12 protein-coding genes and 1 tRNA gene are annotated in these 18,562 nt (G+C 42.2%); 2 read left to right on the top strand and 11 right to left on the bottom strand.

What is annotated here, in order from left to right:
- Window positions 1–50 precede the first annotated feature (50 nt).
- The 5 genes from pepF to G613_RS0105520 all read right to left on the bottom strand — a co-directional run bounded on the left by pepF (window position 51) and on the right by G613_RS0105520 (window position 7,586).
- Entirely contained in the window at window positions 51–1,865 is a 1,815-nt protein-coding gene (pepF, locus tag G613_RS0105500) for an oligoendopeptidase F (protein WP_029231706.1), read from the bottom strand.
- Between the two features lie 84 nt (window positions 1,866–1,949).
- Window positions 1,950–2,753 (bottom strand): HAD family hydrolase, encoded by an 804-nt coding sequence (locus G613_RS0105505; protein WP_029231707.1) that lies wholly within the window; start codon window positions 2,751–2,753, stop codon window positions 1,950–1,952.
- 24 nt (window positions 2,754–2,777) lie between these two features.
- Window positions 2,778–4,664, bottom strand: a complete 1,887-nt coding sequence (locus tag G613_RS17875; protein ID WP_029231708.1) for an alpha-amylase family glycosyl hydrolase — start codon at window positions 4,662–4,664, stop codon at window positions 2,778–2,780.
- A 297-nt stretch (window positions 4,665–4,961) separates the two neighbouring features.
- Window positions 4,962–6,014 carry a hypothetical protein gene (locus G613_RS0105515; RefSeq protein WP_029231709.1) on the bottom strand — a complete coding sequence of 351 codons (1,053 nt, stop codon included), beginning with the start codon at window positions 6,012–6,014 and terminating at the stop codon, window positions 4,962–4,964.
- A gap of 207 nt (window positions 6,015–6,221) precedes the next feature.
- Window positions 6,222–7,586, bottom strand: a complete 1,365-nt coding sequence (locus G613_RS0105520) for an MFS transporter (RefSeq protein WP_029231710.1) — start codon at window positions 7,584–7,586, stop codon at window positions 6,222–6,224.
- Between the two features lie 190 nt (window positions 7,587–7,776).
- Between G613_RS0105520 and G613_RS0105525 the strand changes: the two genes are divergently transcribed.
- Window positions 7,777–7,848 (top strand) — tRNA-Trp (locus tag G613_RS0105525).
- A gap of 63 nt (window positions 7,849–7,911) precedes the next feature.
- On the opposite strand, the gene G613_RS0105530 is transcribed toward G613_RS0105525, so the two are convergent.
- The 3 genes from G613_RS0105530 to G613_RS0105540 form a co-directional block, all read right to left on the bottom strand.
- On the bottom strand, window positions 7,912–8,856 hold the full coding sequence (locus G613_RS0105530; RefSeq protein WP_029674576.1) for a hypothetical protein: 945 nt from the start codon (window positions 8,854–8,856) through the stop codon (window positions 7,912–7,914).
- A gap of 135 nt (window positions 8,857–8,991) precedes the next feature.
- Window positions 8,992–9,564: a hypothetical protein gene (locus tag G613_RS0105535; protein WP_029231712.1), complete on the bottom strand. Its 573-nt coding sequence runs from the start codon at window positions 9,562–9,564 to the stop codon at window positions 8,992–8,994.
- Window positions 9,565–9,840: 276 nt separating this feature from the next.
- Complete coding sequence (locus tag G613_RS0105540) at window positions 9,841–10,362, bottom strand: peptidylprolyl isomerase (protein ID WP_029231713.1); 522 nt, start codon at window positions 10,360–10,362, stop codon at window positions 9,841–9,843.
- A 116-nt stretch (window positions 10,363–10,478) separates the two neighbouring features.
- Here G613_RS0105540 and G613_RS0105545 point away from each other — a divergent pair, with 116 nt between their 5' ends.
- A complete protein-coding gene (locus G613_RS0105545; protein ID WP_029231714.1) occupies window positions 10,479–11,051 on the top strand; it encodes a CPBP family intramembrane glutamic endopeptidase in 573 nt (190 codons plus the stop codon).
- Between the two features lie 166 nt (window positions 11,052–11,217).
- On the opposite strand, the gene G613_RS0105550 is transcribed toward G613_RS0105545, so the two are convergent.
- The 3 genes from G613_RS0105550 to G613_RS0105565 form a co-directional block, all read right to left on the bottom strand.
- Window positions 11,218–11,418, bottom strand: a complete 201-nt coding sequence (locus tag G613_RS0105550; RefSeq protein ID WP_155828038.1) for a hypothetical protein — start codon at window positions 11,416–11,418, stop codon at window positions 11,218–11,220.
- A 911-nt stretch (window positions 11,419–12,329) separates the two neighbouring features.
- Window positions 12,330–16,397, bottom strand: a complete 4,068-nt coding sequence (locus G613_RS19820; protein WP_051151036.1) for an endo-1,4-beta-xylanase — start codon at window positions 16,395–16,397, stop codon at window positions 12,330–12,332.
- Window positions 16,398–16,789: 392 nt separating this feature from the next.
- On the bottom strand, window positions 16,790–18,520 hold the full coding sequence (locus tag G613_RS0105565) for a bifunctional diguanylate cyclase/phosphodiesterase (protein WP_029231716.1): 1,731 nt from the start codon (window positions 18,518–18,520) through the stop codon (window positions 16,790–16,792).
- Between the last annotated feature and the right edge of the window lie 42 nt (window positions 18,521–18,562).

Consider the following 18,562-nt stretch of genomic DNA (forward strand, 5'->3'; position numbering starts at 1 on the left):
TCGCAAAGGTTGCCCCTCACACATGAATCATATTCTTACGAAGTGTGCAGTTACTGCACACTTCTGTTGCCAACTATACTCTCCATTTCACTTATAGCCTCACCGAATACCTTAAGAGCTGCATCGATAGGAGCCTTTGTTGTAAGGTCAACACCTGCAATCTTAAGAAGGCTTACAGGATCCTGTGTGCATCCGCTTGAAAGGAACTTCTTGTACTGCTCTACTGCAGGAGCGCCCTCTTTAAGGATTCTGTCTGCAATTGCAACAGCAGCTGCAAAGCTTGTAGCGTACTGATATACATAGAAGTTGTAATAGAAGTGAGGAATTCTGCACCACTCCCATCCAATCTGAGGATCAGAGATCATATCTTCGCCAAAGTACTGCTTGTTAAGGTTATAGTAAACCTCATAAAGAGCCTCTGCTGTAAGAGGAGTTCCGGCCTCAGCCATCTCGCAAGTCTTACGTTCAAACTCTTCGAACATTGTCTGACGGAACATTGTGCCCTTGAAGCTGTCAAGGAAGTGGTTAATGATAAATGCCTTCTCCTGAGCATTCTGAGCATGATCCTTCATATAGTGATACAGAAGAACTTCGTTAGTTGTAGAAGCAACCTCTGCAACGAAGATCTTGTAGTTAGCATCAAGGATGTTCTGAGCCTTGTTGGAGTACCAAGTGTGCATTGAGTGACCCATCTCGTGAACAAGGGTAAATACATCATTTAATGTGTCGTTGTAGTTAAGAAGCATGTATGGGTGGATATCGTAGCAGCCGCCTGAATAAGCGCCACCTCTTTTACCTTCGTTCTCAATTACGTCAATCCATCTGTTCTCATAGGCCTCTTTTACCACATCAAGGTAGTCCTCGCCAAGAGGAGCCAGAGCCTTGAGAGAGAGCTCTTTGGCCTCCTCGTAGGAAACCTTCATGTCGTAATCAGCAAGCATAGCAACATAAACATCGTACATGTGAAGCTCATCTACGCCAAGAAGCTTCTTACGAAGTGATACATATCTGTGCATCTTGTCCATGTTGTCGTGGATTGACTCAAAAAGGCTGTCGCAAACAGCAGGTGAAACGTCATTTCCATCAACTGCCTTCTCGAAAGCTGAGTTGTACTTACGAGCCTTAGCCTCGAAAATACGGCCCTTAATCTCTCCGTCATACATAGCAGCCCAAGTATTCTTAAACTCTTCATATCTGCCATAGTAAGCTTCGAATGCATTCTTACGAAGCTCTCTGTCCTTGGACATCTGGATTGGAACAAATCTTCCGTCTGAAAGAGCTACATCCTCGCCCTTTCCGTCCTTAACAGTAGGGAACTTAAGGTCTGCATTTGAAAGCATTCCATATGCCTTCTGAGATGCACCCTGAACCTCTGCAGCGCTTGCAAGAAGCTCTTCCATCTCACTTGAAAGCATGTGATCCTTGAGTCTTCTGATTTCGCCGATTGCTCTCTTGTACTTATTAAGTCCTTTGCACTCAGCATAGAATTTATTGAGCTGCTCATCAGAAATCTGAAGGATCTCAGGGTTCATAAAAGCAGTCTTTTCTCCTGCACCAACATAGGCAGACATAGCGCGCTGGTGAAGAGACTGATACTTGGAATTAGCTGTATCCTGGTCTTCTCTCATGTGGGCATAGCCATATACTCTGTCAAGAACGTGTTCAAGTTCTTCGCTTACTGCAAACACGTCAAAGAGATTCTGGGCGCTCTCTGAAAGCTTTCCCCTAAAAGATGCGATCTTGTCTGCAAGCTCTGCAATCTTATTAAAGTCCTCTTCCCATTTTTTCTCATCATCATAAATGTCCTCAAGTCTCCATGTGAGCTCAAGGGCTACTTCGTCACGTTTAGGTAATCTGTCCTGCATAAATTTATCCTCTTTCCTTATATATTTGCCAATTGGTCACGCAGATTCATAATAATTACTGATTGCATCTATCTGCCCATATAATCACATTATCTTGCGAATATCTCCATCCTTAACGATGAGGGGCATGAACCTCGAACCTTTTATTCCAAGCTCTGTTAGTTCCTCATCAATCTTCTTGTCTGAATAGTCGTAGGTGTTCAGAAATACGCTGTTTATGCCATTTGCAAACGCAACACCCACATCGCTAAGAAGATCATTTCCTATCATAACACAATTGTCTGAAATAAGTGTGTTTTCCTTTAAAAGCAACTCAAGAAATTCTTTCTGTGGTTTCTTGATGCCCTTATCCGAGGAAATGAATATATCGTCAAAATACTCCGTAAGGTGGGCTATCTCCAGCTCTTTTTCCGTAAAGGCGCGCTGCGCATTAGACAAAAGATATATGCCCTTGCCGGCTTTTTTGAGCTTATCCAGGGTATCAATAACTCCATCGTAAACTACCAGCTTATCTCTTGAGGCTTCCCGGAAGAATACGCAAAGAGTGCGGATTTCTGCGGATTCTTCAGTAACGTCACCGACTATTCCGGTATCAGCTGCTTTTCGGGATTCAACCGATTCTTTTCCCTCTTCTATAAGCCTCACCCACACCTTCTCAATCCTGATCTCAGGCCACTTGGCGTGATTTTCCTTCTGAAGTTTTTTCTCCTCTTCTTTGCAGATAGCGATATATCTTTTACGAAGGACCTTGGGTTCGTACACAGCGCCAAAGTGCAGCTTGAAGTAGTCAGCCATCTTTTCCCAAAGCTGCGGCTGTTCCTCATCTGTGTGGATATCGATGAGGGTTCCGTACAGGTCAAAAATATAGTTGTCGAATTCTTTTTTCATAATATCTCCCGTTTGTACTGCATTTCATTTAATCACTGTAATTCCATATGAAGGAATCGTAAGGCTCAAGCCATCAATAGAAGCTGCTTCTTCGCTCACATTGAGTTCATAAGCGATCTCCGGGCTACTACCTGTGCCGCTCCACTTAGATAAGTCAATTGTCTTGGCCTCATCGCCGTTGTTAATAATGATAAGTAGTGCTGCCTCGCCGTACAGAGGGTCTTTTGCTCCAAGGACAGTTCCTTCATTTCCGTCCAATCCAATGTTGTTCCCATTTTCATCAAAAACTATATAGTCATGAGAATCAGAGGAAAGGCCGGTACTTCCGTACCTGACAAAAGCTCCGATATCATCGTCAGACAATACCTCTATAGGCTGAGTCTTGCCTCTTGCGATAACCGGATATGTGTTTCTAAGACGAATTGCCTTCTTATAATAATTGTAGATTGAATAAGGATCCTGAGCCTGCTCAAAAAGAGCTGGATAGGTCATTTCAACCGGATCCATATCCTTAGGCCCGTCGCACATGCCATCTGCATCAGCCGCTGAAACCACACCGCCAAGTACTTCTGACAATTGATTGTTATCTACCTCTCCTGATTTCTGATTACCCGTCTCATCCAGCGACACCCACTGCATTGGAGCACGCTTATTCTCATCTTTGCCTGAGCCCTTCATTCCAAGCTCTTCTCCGTAGTAAATGAAGGCATTTCCTCCCATCAGAAGATTCAATGCCCCTGCCATCTTCACCATTTTGTCAGAGCCCCGGCCCACAAAGTATCCTGCTGCCCTGGCCATGTCATGGTTGGTAAAAAATGGCGCATCTATAGCAAATTCGTTGACACTGGTAATTTCTTTTTCCGCATCAGCGATTGCATTTGCGTAGGCAATAGGCTTTTTCTTGGACCTGGCCACGCTTGCTATTACACCCTCGGTTCCTGAGAATTCGAAGTCAAAAAAGCTGTCGACTCCGCTGGCATAATACTTGGAATACCTTGAAAGTGCAGCCCATCCCTCTCCTACCATGTAGGCATCTTCTTTCTGGGACTTAACTGTATCATTTAACCAAGTCATGAACTCGATATTCTTGGTGTCATTGTCAGTGTAATACGAGGTTACAGCATCAAGTCTGAAGCCGTCCACACCCCTGTCAATCCAGAACTGTGTAATATCAGCAATTTCCTCTTTTACACTGGGATTATCAAGATTAAGATCCGGCATTCCTGACCAGAAACGGGCTTCGTAGTACCAGTTGGTACCGGAAAGCTTCTCGTAACCGGTCTGAGGCTCTGTCGCAAAGTTGTAGTAATACAGGTATGGGCACTCCTCAGAAAGCTCATCATGTTCTCTCAAGTACTGCGCTGCCTCTTTAAACCAGGGATGCTCACTTGAGGTGTGATTAAGAACCAGATCTATAATGATATTAACGCCTCTGTCATGACACTCTTTTACCAGATTATCAAAATCTTCCAGTGTTCCATACTGAGGATCAATGTCCTTATAGTCAGTAATGTCGTACTTATGGTAAGTTGGCGAAGGAGAAATCGGCATGAGCCATATTTCATTGCAGCCAAGGTCTGTGTCCGTGGTAATATCGCCGTCATTAACGTAGTCAAGCTTATCAATTACACCCTGAAGATCACCAATGCCGTCACCATCGCTATCATAAAAAGAATAGACGAATATTTCGTAGGTTGTACGGTATTTGTCTTCTATGATGTTGAGAGGTGGGAGATTCTCAGTGCTTTCTTCGGCTGTTTCCTGGATTATATCAGTCGAATTGGTAGCGTTGCCTGAAATGGGCGTCTGCTTGCCACATGAAGCAAGCATAGCTATAGATAATAGGCTTGCTAAAGTCATGTATATCTTCTTATACTGCGTTTTACGGTAATATATTTTCTTAAAATGCATTTCTTTTGTCCTCCGCAAGGCTCTTTTACATGCCAAGGAATATCTTATTACTAGTACTTTACTATTTTTTCCAATACTATAGAGCCTTTTTTGTCAGTAAATCAGTTACAGTATAGCATAATCTTGGATGCAAGAAAACGTTTTCCTATATATCACTCATTAAATCAACGTAGTTACAAGTCATCAAAAACCCCCGATGCACTGCACCGGGGGCTGATAATAATACATTCTTATAATCTCAAAATCTGATAGTTCCCAGCTTAAGACTTCTGCGCATTCACACTATCCGCTCTACCATCAATTCTGGCTAATAGAAACTGCGTGGTTATACTCATCACTTCCACGCTCAATAACAACTGAAACGTTCTTATCCTTGAGAAGAACAGGACATCTTGAGAAATTGGTAGAAGCATCAAGTCTTATCTGCATTGTTCCGCCGCTGGTGTTCAGGTAAAGAGTGTTCTCCGTTGTAGCTCCGTCTACAGTTCCTGTAACTGTGGCTTTGGTAGACGCATCAAGAGAAACCTCAGAAGCAGCCTTGGAAGAGTTGTTAACTATCTTGGAGGTATGATTCCAAGCATCACTTCCTCTATAGAAATTAACTGATATGCTCTGTCCAGGCATCAGAACTCTGCATCCGCTGGCATCTGTAGCAAGGTCAAGAACAAATTCCATTGTTCCACCTGAAGTTCCAAGATACAGCATTGAAGATGTTGTGCCCTTCTCAACTGTTCCGGTAACTGAATTAACTGAGGAAGTTGCAGTAACGGTCGTTGATGCAGAAGCTGTAGCTGTGCTAATTCCACTGTTTACATCTGTAATTGAAAGAGCATGCATGTAAGCATCTGAACCTCTTGCAACCACTACCTGAACAGTCTTACCAATGATCAGCATTGTTGTTCCACTAAGATCTGTATCGCTGTCCATCTTAATCTGCATTGTTCCGTTATCAATTACAAGATAAAGGAGTTCTTCAGAAGTGCCCTTTGCAATACGGCCCTTAACAGTAGCTTTTGTGCTCTGGTCGATGGAAGCCTTGCCCACCTGAGTGTTACCTGAAAGCTTGGATACATGCCAGTATTCATCGCTTCCAACATAGCAGGTAGCAACCACTGAATTTCCAGGAAGAATGACTTTAGTTCCTGTGACAGCTACATTTGAATCAATCTTGATCTCCATGGTTCCGCCGCTGGTGTTCAGATAGAGCATCTCAGCGTTGGTCTTGTCTGATACTGTACCAGAGAATGTTGACTCTGCGGCAACTATCCTCACTGGGAACAGAAATATGCTTGCAAGTGTGGTAAACGCCACCAGAAACAAGGTGGTTAAGGATAATATCTTTTTCTTCATAACAATTCCCCCGCTATTGTAATCCATGAAACAGATTCGAATTAAGATTATGTGGAAAAAAGCATATTTCTATACTACATATTCCACATAATTCGTTATTATTATACATCATCTTGTATCTATAGTACATAGCCTAGGAAAATTCTATGTTTCACAGTTTCACCACTTGAAATTACAGATATTTACTATTTATTTCTTAATAAATATTCATGCCATGTTCGAAAGCTTTGTTTCACATTCCTCTCTTGATATTTCTCCGGCATTACACCTGGCCATTAGACTAACAGAAGAATCCCTCAGTTTATATTTGGAAATCAAAAGAACTATTGCTATAACAGGGCCAATGGCACTGATCCAGGTCAGTACATTCCAGCAGCCATAGGCTCCTACAGCATCAACTGTTCCTGTTACAGAATCTGCATTTGCTGCTTTGAAACCAAAAAGTGCCAAAAGAAGAAGTGACATACTGCTCATAAGTGCTGCGGAAAGCTTAGTAACACAGGTCTGAATTGAGAAAGTAATTCCCTCCTGTCTGATTCCTGATGTATAGTGCCCATATTCGACACAGTCCGGAGTGAACATATAAACTAGGACATTTGTGCCCACAAGGCCCACTCCTCGCATCGCCATTGTTATATAAAGCGGTATGTCTTTTTCATATCCGAAAAAGAACTGAACCACAGATGCCACAACAAATATTCCAAGACATATAATGTAAAGCCAGAATTTATCAATCTTTTTACAAAGAAATGGTAAAAAAGAGGCCACGATAATTGCAGGGATTATGGACATAGCAAGTAGAATTGTGCCTTTCCCTGTATCTCCCAGGACATACTGCGCAAAGGTCGGAATAACAGTTTGCACCGTGTTTGTCAGGCCTACCAGGAAAAACGCGAAGTAGAAAATAATGAGATATTTGTTTCCGGAAAGTGCTGTGATCATCTCCTTAAAAGTTGGAGATGCTCCTGATCCGGCTTGATTTCTCTCTTTTCCCCAAACTATCATAGGAAGCATCAGCGCCATGGCAACTATAGAAAGAGATATCGATAAAAGGGGCCAGCCAAGGTTAGTGTACAGTCCCTCAATTGCAAGTGTTGCTATAACCGCTGCCGCCGTGCCACTTACTCTTCCTATGGACAGGATTGAATTGCGCTCATCAACTCTGTCTGTCATTGCTGTAGAAAGCGCAAAAATAGGCGTATCACACATAGTATAGGCAACGGACCACAGGCAGTAACCGACTATAACCCAGACGCACTTTGCAGTAGCACTGATCTGATGAGGCATACAAAAGATAAACACCGTTGTCAGCGGAATCAAAAACCATGAAACCTTAAGCCATGGCATAAATTTTCCGCCCTTAAAATGGCATTTATCCACTATTCTTCCAAATATTACATCGTTTATGACATCCCAAATTTGTGGAGCAAAAATGACAGAAGCCGCCACAGTCTCGCTCACCCCATGATTTAGCAAAAAGACTGAAATAAAGCTGGCTATGATCATATAGAACATGTTCTGGCCAAAGAAATATAGATAGTAACTGATTCTTTCCTTTTTGGTTGTCTGCATCCCCCATGCCTCCCCTGCAACTTTTCTATAAAAAAAGGACTACCTCAACACCTCTATTTTACAACGTTTGCGGCATTATGGCACTAAGTATACGAGATTTGGTTTTTTGTAAAAATAGCCTTTACAACCCATTTTCTATGTGATATACTTTCCTTCGTCGGTGCTGAAAGGCACTGATACATATGAACAAAGGGGAATCATACAATGGCTAGTATGCCGGTCTCCAAAACCGCTCATGCGGGTTCGAATCCTGCTTCCCCTGTTAACAAAAACCGCTTAACTATCATGGCTAAGCGGTTTTTGTTTATCCATTTTAATTAGATCATCAAAAGAGATCCAGCGTACTGTCCAGATAGATTTCTTCCCGAACATTTAATTGATACTCAGGTTTGGTCATGTAATATAGCAAGAATTCCAGCAACACTGCGCTTCCAAGGCTTCGTCCCTCTATTTTGAAATTGGTAAAGCCATTGGGAATAAATGTATTCCTGATATCATCAAGTCCGATGAAACCTGGATTCTTCATCGCATCTGAAAATCTGTAGCCTCTATTTGCGGTTGGTGAGACACATACATGATCTTCACAGTTTTCTCCAAGACTTTTCCTGCTGACATTTTCATAGCAGTTTTTCCTATCGTAACATCCAAACCAACAGCATTCGTTGCACAGGAACTCAACCTTTTGTTTCTGGGCATCCGAAAGAGCAGTTAGTCTATCATATTCCTTATTTAGCCTATAATCCGGAACAACATATCTAAATTCCGGTCTATCCAGTTCTTTTACCAGGTCATCAAAATCTGTAAGGACCTTGGTAGTTGACGAGACAAAATAAAAGCCGGGGTAGTTCTTTTGAATATAATCAAGAAGCAGATCCGAGTGTATGATTATGCCGTTTTGGACTTTTTCCCCCTTTGTTTGCGGAATATTACCGCCTTCCAATTCTATACTATTCTCAAAGAGTTTGCATAGGCCGTTACATCTTTTATCAGACAGGTGATTAGCGGTCAGGAGGCTGTTACTAAAGGTAAGTCTTGCAGAAATGCTGCATTCCTCCATTAGTTCTGCTACTGCTTCCGGGTCTTCATCGCCGAAGCCAACTCTTCCGCCGCCCCACAGACAATCCCCCGGTGCACCATATATCGAGCCTATATCACACCATTCATAGAACCATTCTGAATGCTCCCTATATAGTGGCAAAAATACCTTGTATAATTCGTAGAATTCAAACAAACCAGGCAGATGGTAATATGCCTTTATCTCTTTTTCCATGGTAGTTTCCCTTTATATCATCAGTACATATATGACTGCATTTTCAGATATGATTATATAGTTCTTTTAACATGAAAAAAAGCCATTTAACAGCACAAAGATTTCTACCGTCAAATGGCTTTCTTAACCATAGTATTATTTGATTTTGTTAGCGGTCCTAAGTTCCTGTTTACCGAATGTATTCCAGTGCTTCTTGAGAGCATCTGCGTCTTTTCCAAAGGCAGCCTGAAGGTCAGGATAATTTACATAGTAGTAATATGCATTGAACTCGGCGTCGTTTCCTGCATAGGTCTTAAGAACTTCTGCTGCAGGATCAGCCATGGCAGGCTTGATATTCTGAACATACACTTCTAAAGAAGCATAGTCGCCATAGTGCTCGTAGGGATCTTCTGCAGGATAGAAGTAGAAAAATACGTTTTTAACCTGCTCATCAGCTCCAATGTGAACCTTGATATACTCTGTTCCTCTTCTGGAAGCACATTCAAGATAGGTTCCCTTACTGGTATGATTGCCAATGTAGTAATTGTATGCAACCTTGGCGTAGAGCCATACTTCTTGAGTTGCGCCTGCATCAACGCTAATAACCTGGTCGCCCAGATCAAAAAACTGCGGACATTCACTGGCAGCATATGCTTTGCCGCCAAAAGCAACTGATAATACTAAAACCAATGAAACAATAGCTACTATTCTACTTGAAATCCTTTTCATATGTTTCCACCTCACTATTATCAAAATCATTCATTTGGCTAATGCATTCCGTTCAAAAGCTTTTTGTAACGCAAGATTGCTCACAACATAGCATTTTTTGTGCACGTCCACCTTGATTATATAGCCGCACTATGAGTAGTGCACATAAATAATCTCTTAAAACAATTAAGTATTAGTGAAATAAAAATGGTCTATCCCACATTGTTCATAGGATAGACCATCATTTGTATAATTAAATATAAGTCCTTACACCAGGAATCATCTTATTCGTAATTATCAAACTTTCTCAGGTTCCGGATAGTCAACGCCAAAGGTCTCAACTGTTACAGTCTTCATAACCTGTGGTGTTACAGGGCGATCGTTCCAGTCAGTATCAACCTCTGCAATCTTGTTAACTACTCCCATGCCCTCAGTAACCTTACCAAATGCAGCATAGTCTCCGTCAAGATGAGGAGCCTTTTTGTGCATGATAAAGAACTGTGATCCTGCTGAATCAGGCATCATGGATCTTGCCATAGAAAGAACACCCTCTGTATGCTTAAGGTCATTCTTGAAACCATTGGATGAGAACTCGCCCTTGATATCATAGCCAGGGCCGCCCATTCCTGAGCCTTCAGGATCTCCGCCCTGAAGCATAAAGCCATTAATTACTCTGTGGAAAATAAGTCCGTCATAAAACTTCTTATTGATAAGTGAAATGAAGTTGTTAACTGTGTTAGGAGCGATCTCAGGATAAAGCTCAGCCTTGATAACATCTCCATTTTCCATTGTTATTGTAACTACAGGATTCTGTGCCATTTAAAATGCCTCCTTGAAATATATTATAGACTGCTATGTATTCAATTTGATTATCTCTTACATAGTGTCACAACTTACGACTTGCTTATTATAGCATAGATGGGTATCCTATTCACATGAAAACTATCAGATGGTACAACTACATAGAAGTTGCTGCAATATGCATCATCGCTACAGTAACGCTTACTTTTCTCTTTGGACTTCTTGGGCTTACAGATAATGAAGCATATTCTGAGATTGCACAGCACCAATTCTTCGGCCATAACTCTCTTGCTGAGACTATTGGGCTGTACTGCTTCGTTTCTCCTGTCGTTGAGGAACTGATTTTCAGATTTGGGATATTTAATCTGTTGCTAATTATTTTAAAGAGGGCTGTGGGCAGATCTATTAGGAGTGATGTGGAAATGGATACTTTCGTCAATCCCTTCGTATCTACTGATAATAACCCATCTAATATTTCCTTTTTGTGTCGTAATGTGACATTATTACCCAAATTGGTTCATGTTGCGGTGTGGTTCACAGCTCTTTTGTTTGGAATCTATCATATGAATCTGATTCAGGGGTTATATGCCTTTCTCATGGGACTTGTGATTACTTACAGCTACGCGGTATATCGCAAGTTCTCTATTCCTGTGGTTGCGCATATCTGTGCTAATGCAACAGCTCTTTTTATAACGTACTTATTGTAAACCGTCGCAAATTGCTCTGATTCCCATATTCTAGCATCTTTAGTCAGAAGAGCTATCTCCAATCAGATAATACTGATTGCATCCATTGCTCCTTCCGACATTGACTCCTAGATCAGGTACATCCCCCAGTTTGGATATGTTTTTATTGGAAATCTTTAACAATTCATCAATTTCTTTTAATTGCTGCGCTAGCTGTGGCGAATAATCTTTCAATTTCTTTTTGGTTCCTTTCTGTTTTTTTGCATTGTCTTGGTTCTTTTTTTGCATGGGCCGTTTTTTGAGGGTTATGGTCGCCTGGAGCTTGGGGTCTGGTGAGACCTGTGCTCATGGTCCGTATTACCATTTCAATTTCCATTTCTTTTTCCATTTCTTTTCTAGCGACTACGAGTATTCCAGCGTTTTTCGTCCTGTACTCGTAGCCCTTTCCAGTCCCTGGGATTTGGCTACGCGTATGCTGGAAATTTTCGTGGTCTAGGCGTAGTGTTTAGGCTTCTGTGACACTTTGGAGGCTTAGGATTACACTGGGTCTGAGATTTTTCCCATGTTACGCGTAATTATAGCTTTCAATTGTTCGTACTAACTTTGGGACTACACTGGGTTTGGGATTTTTCCTGAATCACGCGTAGTAACCCGAACTCAACTACCAATCTCAACCACCGAGCTCGACCACTGTTCTCAGCCACTGAACTAAACAGCCGAACTAAACTATAGCACTCAACCACCACCCCAACGGCTTGGAATGCGCCAATACAGCTCTGGCCTGCTTAACAAAACCATCAATTTAACTATCAATTTAACTATCAATCCTAACTATGAATAAAATCTGGCGAGACAATAACCCTGCCATAGACCATAGAAGTAGTAGATTCTAATAAGACCATAAGAATCTAATAAATAAGAATCTAATAAGATTACAAGAGCCTAATAAATAAGAATCTAATAAATATAAATCTACTAGATAACACTCGAACTAATATAATGCCACTTTCATCTCATGTCAACCATTATGATAGTCAAAAGAATCTGTAGCTATTATCCACATCCATTTTGATTAATTGCAAATAGTATCCGGTCAAAAGACCGGTGCTGCATTTGATTAGTTGTGAATAGTATCCGGTCAAAGGACCGGTGCTGCATATTGCATTAATCTAAAGAGCCGATGCAGCATATAAGCTGCACCGGCTCTCTATTTATGTTATGCAACAAAAAGGATGTATTAGAGAATTCTCCCGATTCTGCCAAGATGCAGAATCGGATTAAGTATTCAAGTAATTAGTCTCAATTAAATGAATACTCGATAGTATTTCCTACCTGGCCAACGCCGATAGAACCAAATTCGATGCTCTGGCCGTTCTCAATGTGACCATTCCATGATACAGGAGTAATTACATAGTAATCACCGGATGTAGTTACATTTACATTCCAGTTTGAATCAAGGTTAACCTGATTCTTGTTGAGCTTAAGTGTCCATGTATCTACTGCGCTTCCTGTATTGTTTGTGATCTTGTAGCTTATCTGGTAACCTGATCCCCAGCTGTTGATAGAGTATGTAAGCTCAAGTCCCGAAGCTACAGGAGTAGGCTCCGGAGTCTCCTGGCCACCCTGACCCTGATTAGGATCTTCCTGGCCCTGTGAAGGATCTTCCTGACTGCCCTGACCCTGGCTTGGATCTTCCTGGCCGCCCTGAGACTGGTTTTCTACCTTCTCGAACTGCCACTGCTGGTTAGCATTGCCATTGTAAGCATACTGGATTACGTTTGTTCCATCATCAGTCTTGTGCTCGTTAACGTCGATGTACTTAGTAGTATTTGAGCACTTTGTTCCGATTGTGTAAACACCGCTTGTAGCTGTGTTCTTAACGATGAACTGCTGAGCGTCTCCGCCGTAGCCCTGATATGTTCCAACGTTTGCGCCGTTAACATCCTCGCCGTTAGCAACATCCATCATAATGCTGCCAAGTTTGCTGGTAAGAGTGATGTAACCGTCAGATACGTTTGTTACATACCACTTCTGGCCATCAACGCCTGAACCTGAGCTGATTACAACGCTGTTCCAGCCATCAGCCTTGTTACCCTCAACTGTGAGGTACTTCTGTGACTGAACGCCCTTGATGTAATACCATCCATCTTCAATGCGAGCTGTTGAGTTCTCGTTAACAGGTGTTGTCTCCTGTGAGCTACCTGAGCCTGATGAAGAACCCCCCTGTGATGGGTCTGGCTGAGGATTGATCTCAGGTGTGCTTGATCCGCCGCCTGCTGTAGGCTGACCAAAGGTCTCTGTATAAGCCTGAATAACCTTTGTGTATGCCTGCTTAGGCTGACCAGGTTTTGAGAAAAGAAGTGGAGCTGAGTTGTTAATCCATGTTGTCTGATCTGAAAGTCCCCACCATGTAATACCTGTAATCTTAGCTCCGCCCTTCTTAACACTGTTGATGCTCTTGAAGAGGTTGTAAGCATAGTTTGCAAGGTTTGAATCACCGCTGTTTGTGATATCAAGCTCAGTAATCTGAACTTCAAATCCAGCGTTAAGGAATGACTTAAGTGCTGTTGTGTAGTAATCAACTGATGGATAGTTTGTTCCAAGGTGAGACTGCATACCAACACCTGCGCAGACCTTCTTGCCCTGGTTGATGTAATTAACAAGTGTGATTACATCGTTAACTTCCATGTATGTGTTGTAGTCGTTGTAGAAGAGCTTAACTGAATCTGTGAGCTTGAAGTACTCAAGTGTCTCATAAGCGTAGTTAAATGCCTTCTTTACATAAGTAGCATTCTTCTTGTTGCTGCCGTAAACTGACTCCCAGCCTGAATTTGAAGCGTGGAGAATCTCGTTAGCAACGTCCCAAGCGTAAACGACTGAGCCATACTGGCTGTTGTAAACGTGGTTCATAACTGTCTTAACATACATCTCAAGACGCTTGTCCATTGTAGAAGAATTTACAAAGCTTCCGCTTCCTGAGAATCCGTTTCTAAAGAACCAGCTAGGTGTCTGTGAGTGCCATACAAGTGTATGAGCTCTCATCTTAAGGCCGTTCTGATAGCAGATCTTCATAACTTCATCAACTGTGTTGAAGTTGATCTGAGGAACATACTGCTCGTTGTATCCATCAGGGATGTAATAACCCTGGCTCTTAGCCTGGCTTACAGAGATAAGTCTTGCTGAGCTTCCAAGAAGTGCATCAGGCTTCATCTCATTCTCAAGTGTGATTGAGTTGTAGTGCTGCTTCAAGATATTAAGCTGGCTTGAATCTCTGAGCTGATAAAGGTTGATACATGTTCCTGAATATCCGTACTGAGCGCCATAGGTGTTGAGAAGGTTAGCTTCTACAACCTGTCCGCTCTGGGATGAACTGCCTGAACCGGATGAAGAACCACCCTGTGAGCTTGATCCGCCCTGGCTTGAACCCTGTGAGCTTGAACCTGAACCTGTGCCCCATGTGAGGTAATCAAGATATGCATCCCATGTTCCGTCATCTGCAGAAACAGTAAGTTCTACCTTAACTGCGCCTGTCTGGTGCTTAACACCTTCAATTGTGTACTCTGCAGGATACTCGTCGCCAAAATAGAAGGTACCAACCTTCTCTCCTGCGATTTTAAGGTCAACTCTAGCCATGTTGCTGTTGTTAGAGCATCCGCGAAGAGTTACATCATGTGTATCATATGCAAAATACTGATCAAAGCTTACTGTGTCATTGTTAGCATAAAGAGCTACACCGCTAAATGGGCTATTGATAGTTCCTGCGTACTGACCTGACAATGTCATGGTCTCGCACTCTACCTTGTTGTCTGACTGTGTTGTTGTAGCTTCGCCCTGGTTTCCGCCCTGATTTCCACCCTGGTTTCCACCTTCATTGCCGCCCTGGTTTCCGCCTGCTGCTTCGCCGGTAGCTGATGCCTGCCAGTAATCGAATTCAAAGCTTCCGTTGAATACGAAGCAGATGTTCTTGACACCTGTTACGTTCTTCATTGTGCCTGTGAAGTCCTTGTTCTGGCCATTTGTGTTTGAAAGGTTGATAGTTCCGAGAAGGTTACCTGTTGGGCTGTTCTCTCTAACCTGAATTGTGCCTGTACCTCTGCTGTTAACATTTACAGTGATAGAGCCAAGTCCGTTTGCGAAGTTAACTCCCTTAACCTTTGTGTAATCGCCGTTTGAAATGCTGCCTACCCATGCAACGCCGTCGCCGTTACCGGAAACTGTGATGCCGCTCTGAGTAAACATTGTCTCAGCCTGAACAGCCTCATAAGGATTTACATATGAAAGCTGTGAAACACCTGACATTGTAGGTATAAGTGCGCTGATCTTGCCGCCTGATACATTGATCTTATCAATCTGAGTAGTTCTGTAGCCAAGGCTCTTGCCGATAACCTTAGACTCAACTGCTCTTGTGTGATAAGCCATGTAGTAGCTGCCCTTGAACTCGAAGATCATGTGGTGGTTGTTGCCTGTTGAACCTGAGAAGAATACTCCTGGATTCTTCATGATCTCGCCCTGGTATGTGAAAGGTCCCATAGGGCTTGAGCTTGTCATATACTCTATTGCTGCATTGTTGAAACCATTTGCACAGTTCCAGTTTGAGCAGTATGAGTAATAATATGTATTTCCAATCTTATTGATGCCTGAATCCTCGAAAAGATATGGTGCATCAATTGTTACAGCAGAGCCAGACACTGAAGTCATGTTGCTTCCAAGCTTGATAACTCTTGCTGTCTTTGGATGTGCAGCCTGTCCGCTTGGAACGCCGCCACCAAAGTAAAGATATCCAGTTCCATCTGAATCAACAAGTACTGCAGGGTCAAACATCCATACTACTCCGCTTGCTCCTGGTGTACTTCCGTTAACAAGTGCCTTTCCTATAGGATCAGTCCAAGGTCCTGTAGGTGAATCAGCGGTAAGAACTCCGATTCCACCGCCACTGTTTGCAAAGTAAAGGAAGAACTTATCCTTTCCGTTAATCTTCTTGGTCGCAAGACATGGAGCCCATGAATTTGTAGCCCACTTTGCGGCGCCGCCGCTTCCTGCAATCTTGAAACTGCCATGGTCAGTCCAGTTGACCATATCCTTGGATGAATAGCAGTTTAAGGTGTTAATTCTACCATAGGTATTTTCATTGTTACCGATGGCCGCATATTCCTGAGAATCATTGGTTGTATAGATATATACTGTATCGTTATACACCAATACTCCCGGGTCAGCACCATAATTCTGTGTTACAAGCGGGTTGTTCTCATTGTCAGCCTTTACATAGCTGCCATTAACAACGCTTGCCGCCTGAACATCTACACTGTTTCCAATTACCGCTCCCCCAAACAGCAAAAGGCAAAGTGCCAACGCTAAACGTTTTTTCATAGCAAACCCCTTTCCATATTCAATTTTTCGCTCGAGCACCCCCATTCTAACAATATTGTTACGGTTACACTTCCCACAAATTGCGCCTTTGTTGACAGTTATTGCGGAAATTGTAACATTTTTCGTAATATTTTTGCAGTTTCCAAAAATTAGAACAACTATCTGTATATTATTAACAATTTATGTGCTGGTTTCCTAAAAAATTTAGTATAATTCCCGTTATTTATTAATGTAAAAGTGGCAAATTTATCGACTTGTTTTTTCCAAAATAAAAAGCGGCCAAGTAATCAATTCGAATTGAATACTCAGCCGCCTTTCACCATATTCACTTCTTCAGTATGAAATTCACTAACTTCATACTACTCAATTATCAATATCCATATTTTTTAGCATTAGTTTTCTTCCCACTCCATGCCTTTTTCAAGTGCCATAGCCCTCGCCTCCTGTAGAGGAAGGGGTTTTCCAAAGAAATATCCCTGAGCACGTTCGCACCCTATCTGTTTGAGGAATTCCACCTGTTCCGGCGTCTCAACACCCTCGCAGAGCGGAGCAACGCCCATGGATCTTGCTCCATCCATGATGTGGGTCATAAGCTTGGCTGTCTTGGTATTATTCTGAAAGCTTCTCATAAAAATCATATCAAGCTTAAGGACATCAAAATTGTACTCAGCCACTGTATTTAATGAGGAATAGCCCGATCCAAAGTCATCAATCCAGATACTATAGCCCATCTCCCTCATTCGGTCACACTCACTCTTTATAAATCCGCCATTCTGATCAAGAGCGCTCTCTGTTATCTCAATATCCAGCATATTTCTAGGCATTCCGTATTGTTCTCTGGTTTTTTCAATAATGCCAAAGATATCGCACAGTTCAAAATCAAGCCTTGAGATATTGATTGAAACAGGCACTATCTCATGTCCGGCATCGATGATAGCTGCATAGTCCTCACAGACTTTTTTGACAACATATGTATCAATCAAATGAATCAGATGATATTGTTCCAAAGTCCCTATAAAATCCGCAGGAGATAACATTCCATACTTAGGATCCACCCATCTCACCAGTGCTTCATAACCACATATCTTGCCTGTCTTGACCCTGATTACAGGTTGGTAAAAGACCTTAATATATTCGTTTTCTACCGCTTCATCAATATGATCTATGACATACTGCTGCCTTCTCATGGTTTCTCTTAGCATGTCATCATACACACAGAAGTTCACATCATGTCTTCCCTTAATACTATTGCAGGCAAGACGCGCGTGGTCACAGGCAAGTCCTAGCTCTGCTCTTCGGTCATCCATATAGTAGATACCGGCTTTAAGCCTTACCTTCTTATTGACATCATCAGCAAGCAGCATTTTCTTATAAACGGTCTCAACCTTGGCTACTACACTACCTCTGTTACCTGCTGTGCAAACAACAAAGTGATCATCCGAAAATCTTGATACATAAGCTCCCTGAAATACCTCTTTTATAGTATTTCCAAGGTCACATAAAAGCTCATCTCCCAGGTTAAAGCCATATCTTTCATTGATAAGCTTAAAGTTAGGAATATCAAAATGGATAAAAGAGATTTCTTCTCTCCAACTAGCCGAAGACATCAGATAATTATGCACTCTTTGGTAAAAACAGGACATATTAAGAAGTCCGGTAAGGGGATCGGTCTCCTGCAGGCCTGACAGAATTTCCGCCTCAGCCACAGAATTACGGTTCTTGTTGTAGAATTCGTTCTGATCCACGTCCACAATAAAAACAAAGTAATAAGATTTACCACTCACGCTGTGAAGGAGATGCCCAAAATCTTCAACATATCTGTTTTCGCCCTGCTTGGTCTTGATCCTGTAACGGACATAGTCATGTCTTTTCTCACCGTATATAGTCTGGGCTCTAATCTCATCCTCGATCTTGCTCAGGTCATCCGGATGAACCATTCCCCTAAAGCTTCCCTGGGTATGCTCCAGAAATTCCTCTATGCTATTACATCCATAAAGTTCAATAACATTAGGGCCGGCAAAAACTATCTTTTCATTGCCACCTGCCTCATAAACAAAGAAGCCACCGGGAAGTCCCTTGGGAATACGTCCATTATGCTCCATGCCAAAAAATTGATCATCCATGTAGCTGTATCCTTTCGTTGTATGATTAACGATTTGTCAGAT

Source organism: Butyrivibrio sp. VCB2006 (assembly GCF_000420945.1).
GTDB lineage: Bacteria > Bacillota > Clostridia > Lachnospirales > Lachnospiraceae > Butyrivibrio.

What these genes read in the sequence shown, in the direction of transcription:
- pepF (WP_029231706.1), bottom strand. Translation starts at nt 1,865, where the DNA reads ATGCAGGACAGATTACCTAAACGTGACGAAGTAGCCCTTGAGCTCACA.
- G613_RS0105505 (WP_029231707.1), bottom strand. Translation starts at nt 2,753, where the DNA reads ATGAAAAAAGAATTCGACAACTATATTTTTGACCTGTACGGAACCCTC.
- G613_RS17875 (WP_029231708.1), bottom strand. Translation starts at nt 4,664, where the DNA reads ATGCATTTTAAGAAAATATATTACCGTAAAACGCAGTATAAGAAGATA.
- G613_RS0105515 (WP_029231709.1), bottom strand. Translation starts at nt 6,014, where the DNA reads ATGAAGAAAAAGATATTATCCTTAACCACCTTGTTTCTGGTGGCGTTT.
- G613_RS0105520 (WP_029231710.1), bottom strand. Translation starts at nt 7,586, where the DNA reads ATGCAGACAACCAAAAAGGAAAGAATCAGTTACTATCTATATTTCTTT.
- G613_RS0105530 (WP_029674576.1), bottom strand. Translation starts at nt 8,856, where the DNA reads ATGGAAAAAGAGATAAAGGCATATTACCATCTGCCTGGTTTGTTTGAA.
- G613_RS0105535 (WP_029231712.1), bottom strand. Translation starts at nt 9,564, where the DNA reads ATGAAAAGGATTTCAAGTAGAATAGTAGCTATTGTTTCATTGGTTTTA.
- G613_RS0105540 (WP_029231713.1), bottom strand. Translation starts at nt 10,362, where the DNA reads ATGGCACAGAATCCTGTAGTTACAATAACAATGGAAAATGGAGATGTT.
- G613_RS0105545 (WP_029231714.1), top strand. Translation starts at nt 10,479, where the DNA reads ATGAAAACTATCAGATGGTACAACTACATAGAAGTTGCTGCAATATGC.
- G613_RS0105550 (WP_155828038.1), bottom strand. Translation starts at nt 11,418, where the DNA reads ATGGAAAAAGAAATGGAAATTGAAATGGTAATACGGACCATGAGCACA.
- G613_RS19820 (WP_051151036.1), bottom strand. Translation starts at nt 16,397, where the DNA reads ATGAAAAAACGTTTAGCGTTGGCACTTTGCCTTTTGCTGTTTGGGGGA.
- G613_RS0105565 (WP_029231716.1), bottom strand. Translation starts at nt 18,520, where the DNA reads ATGGATGATCAATTTTTTGGCATGGAGCATAATGGACGTATTCCCAAG.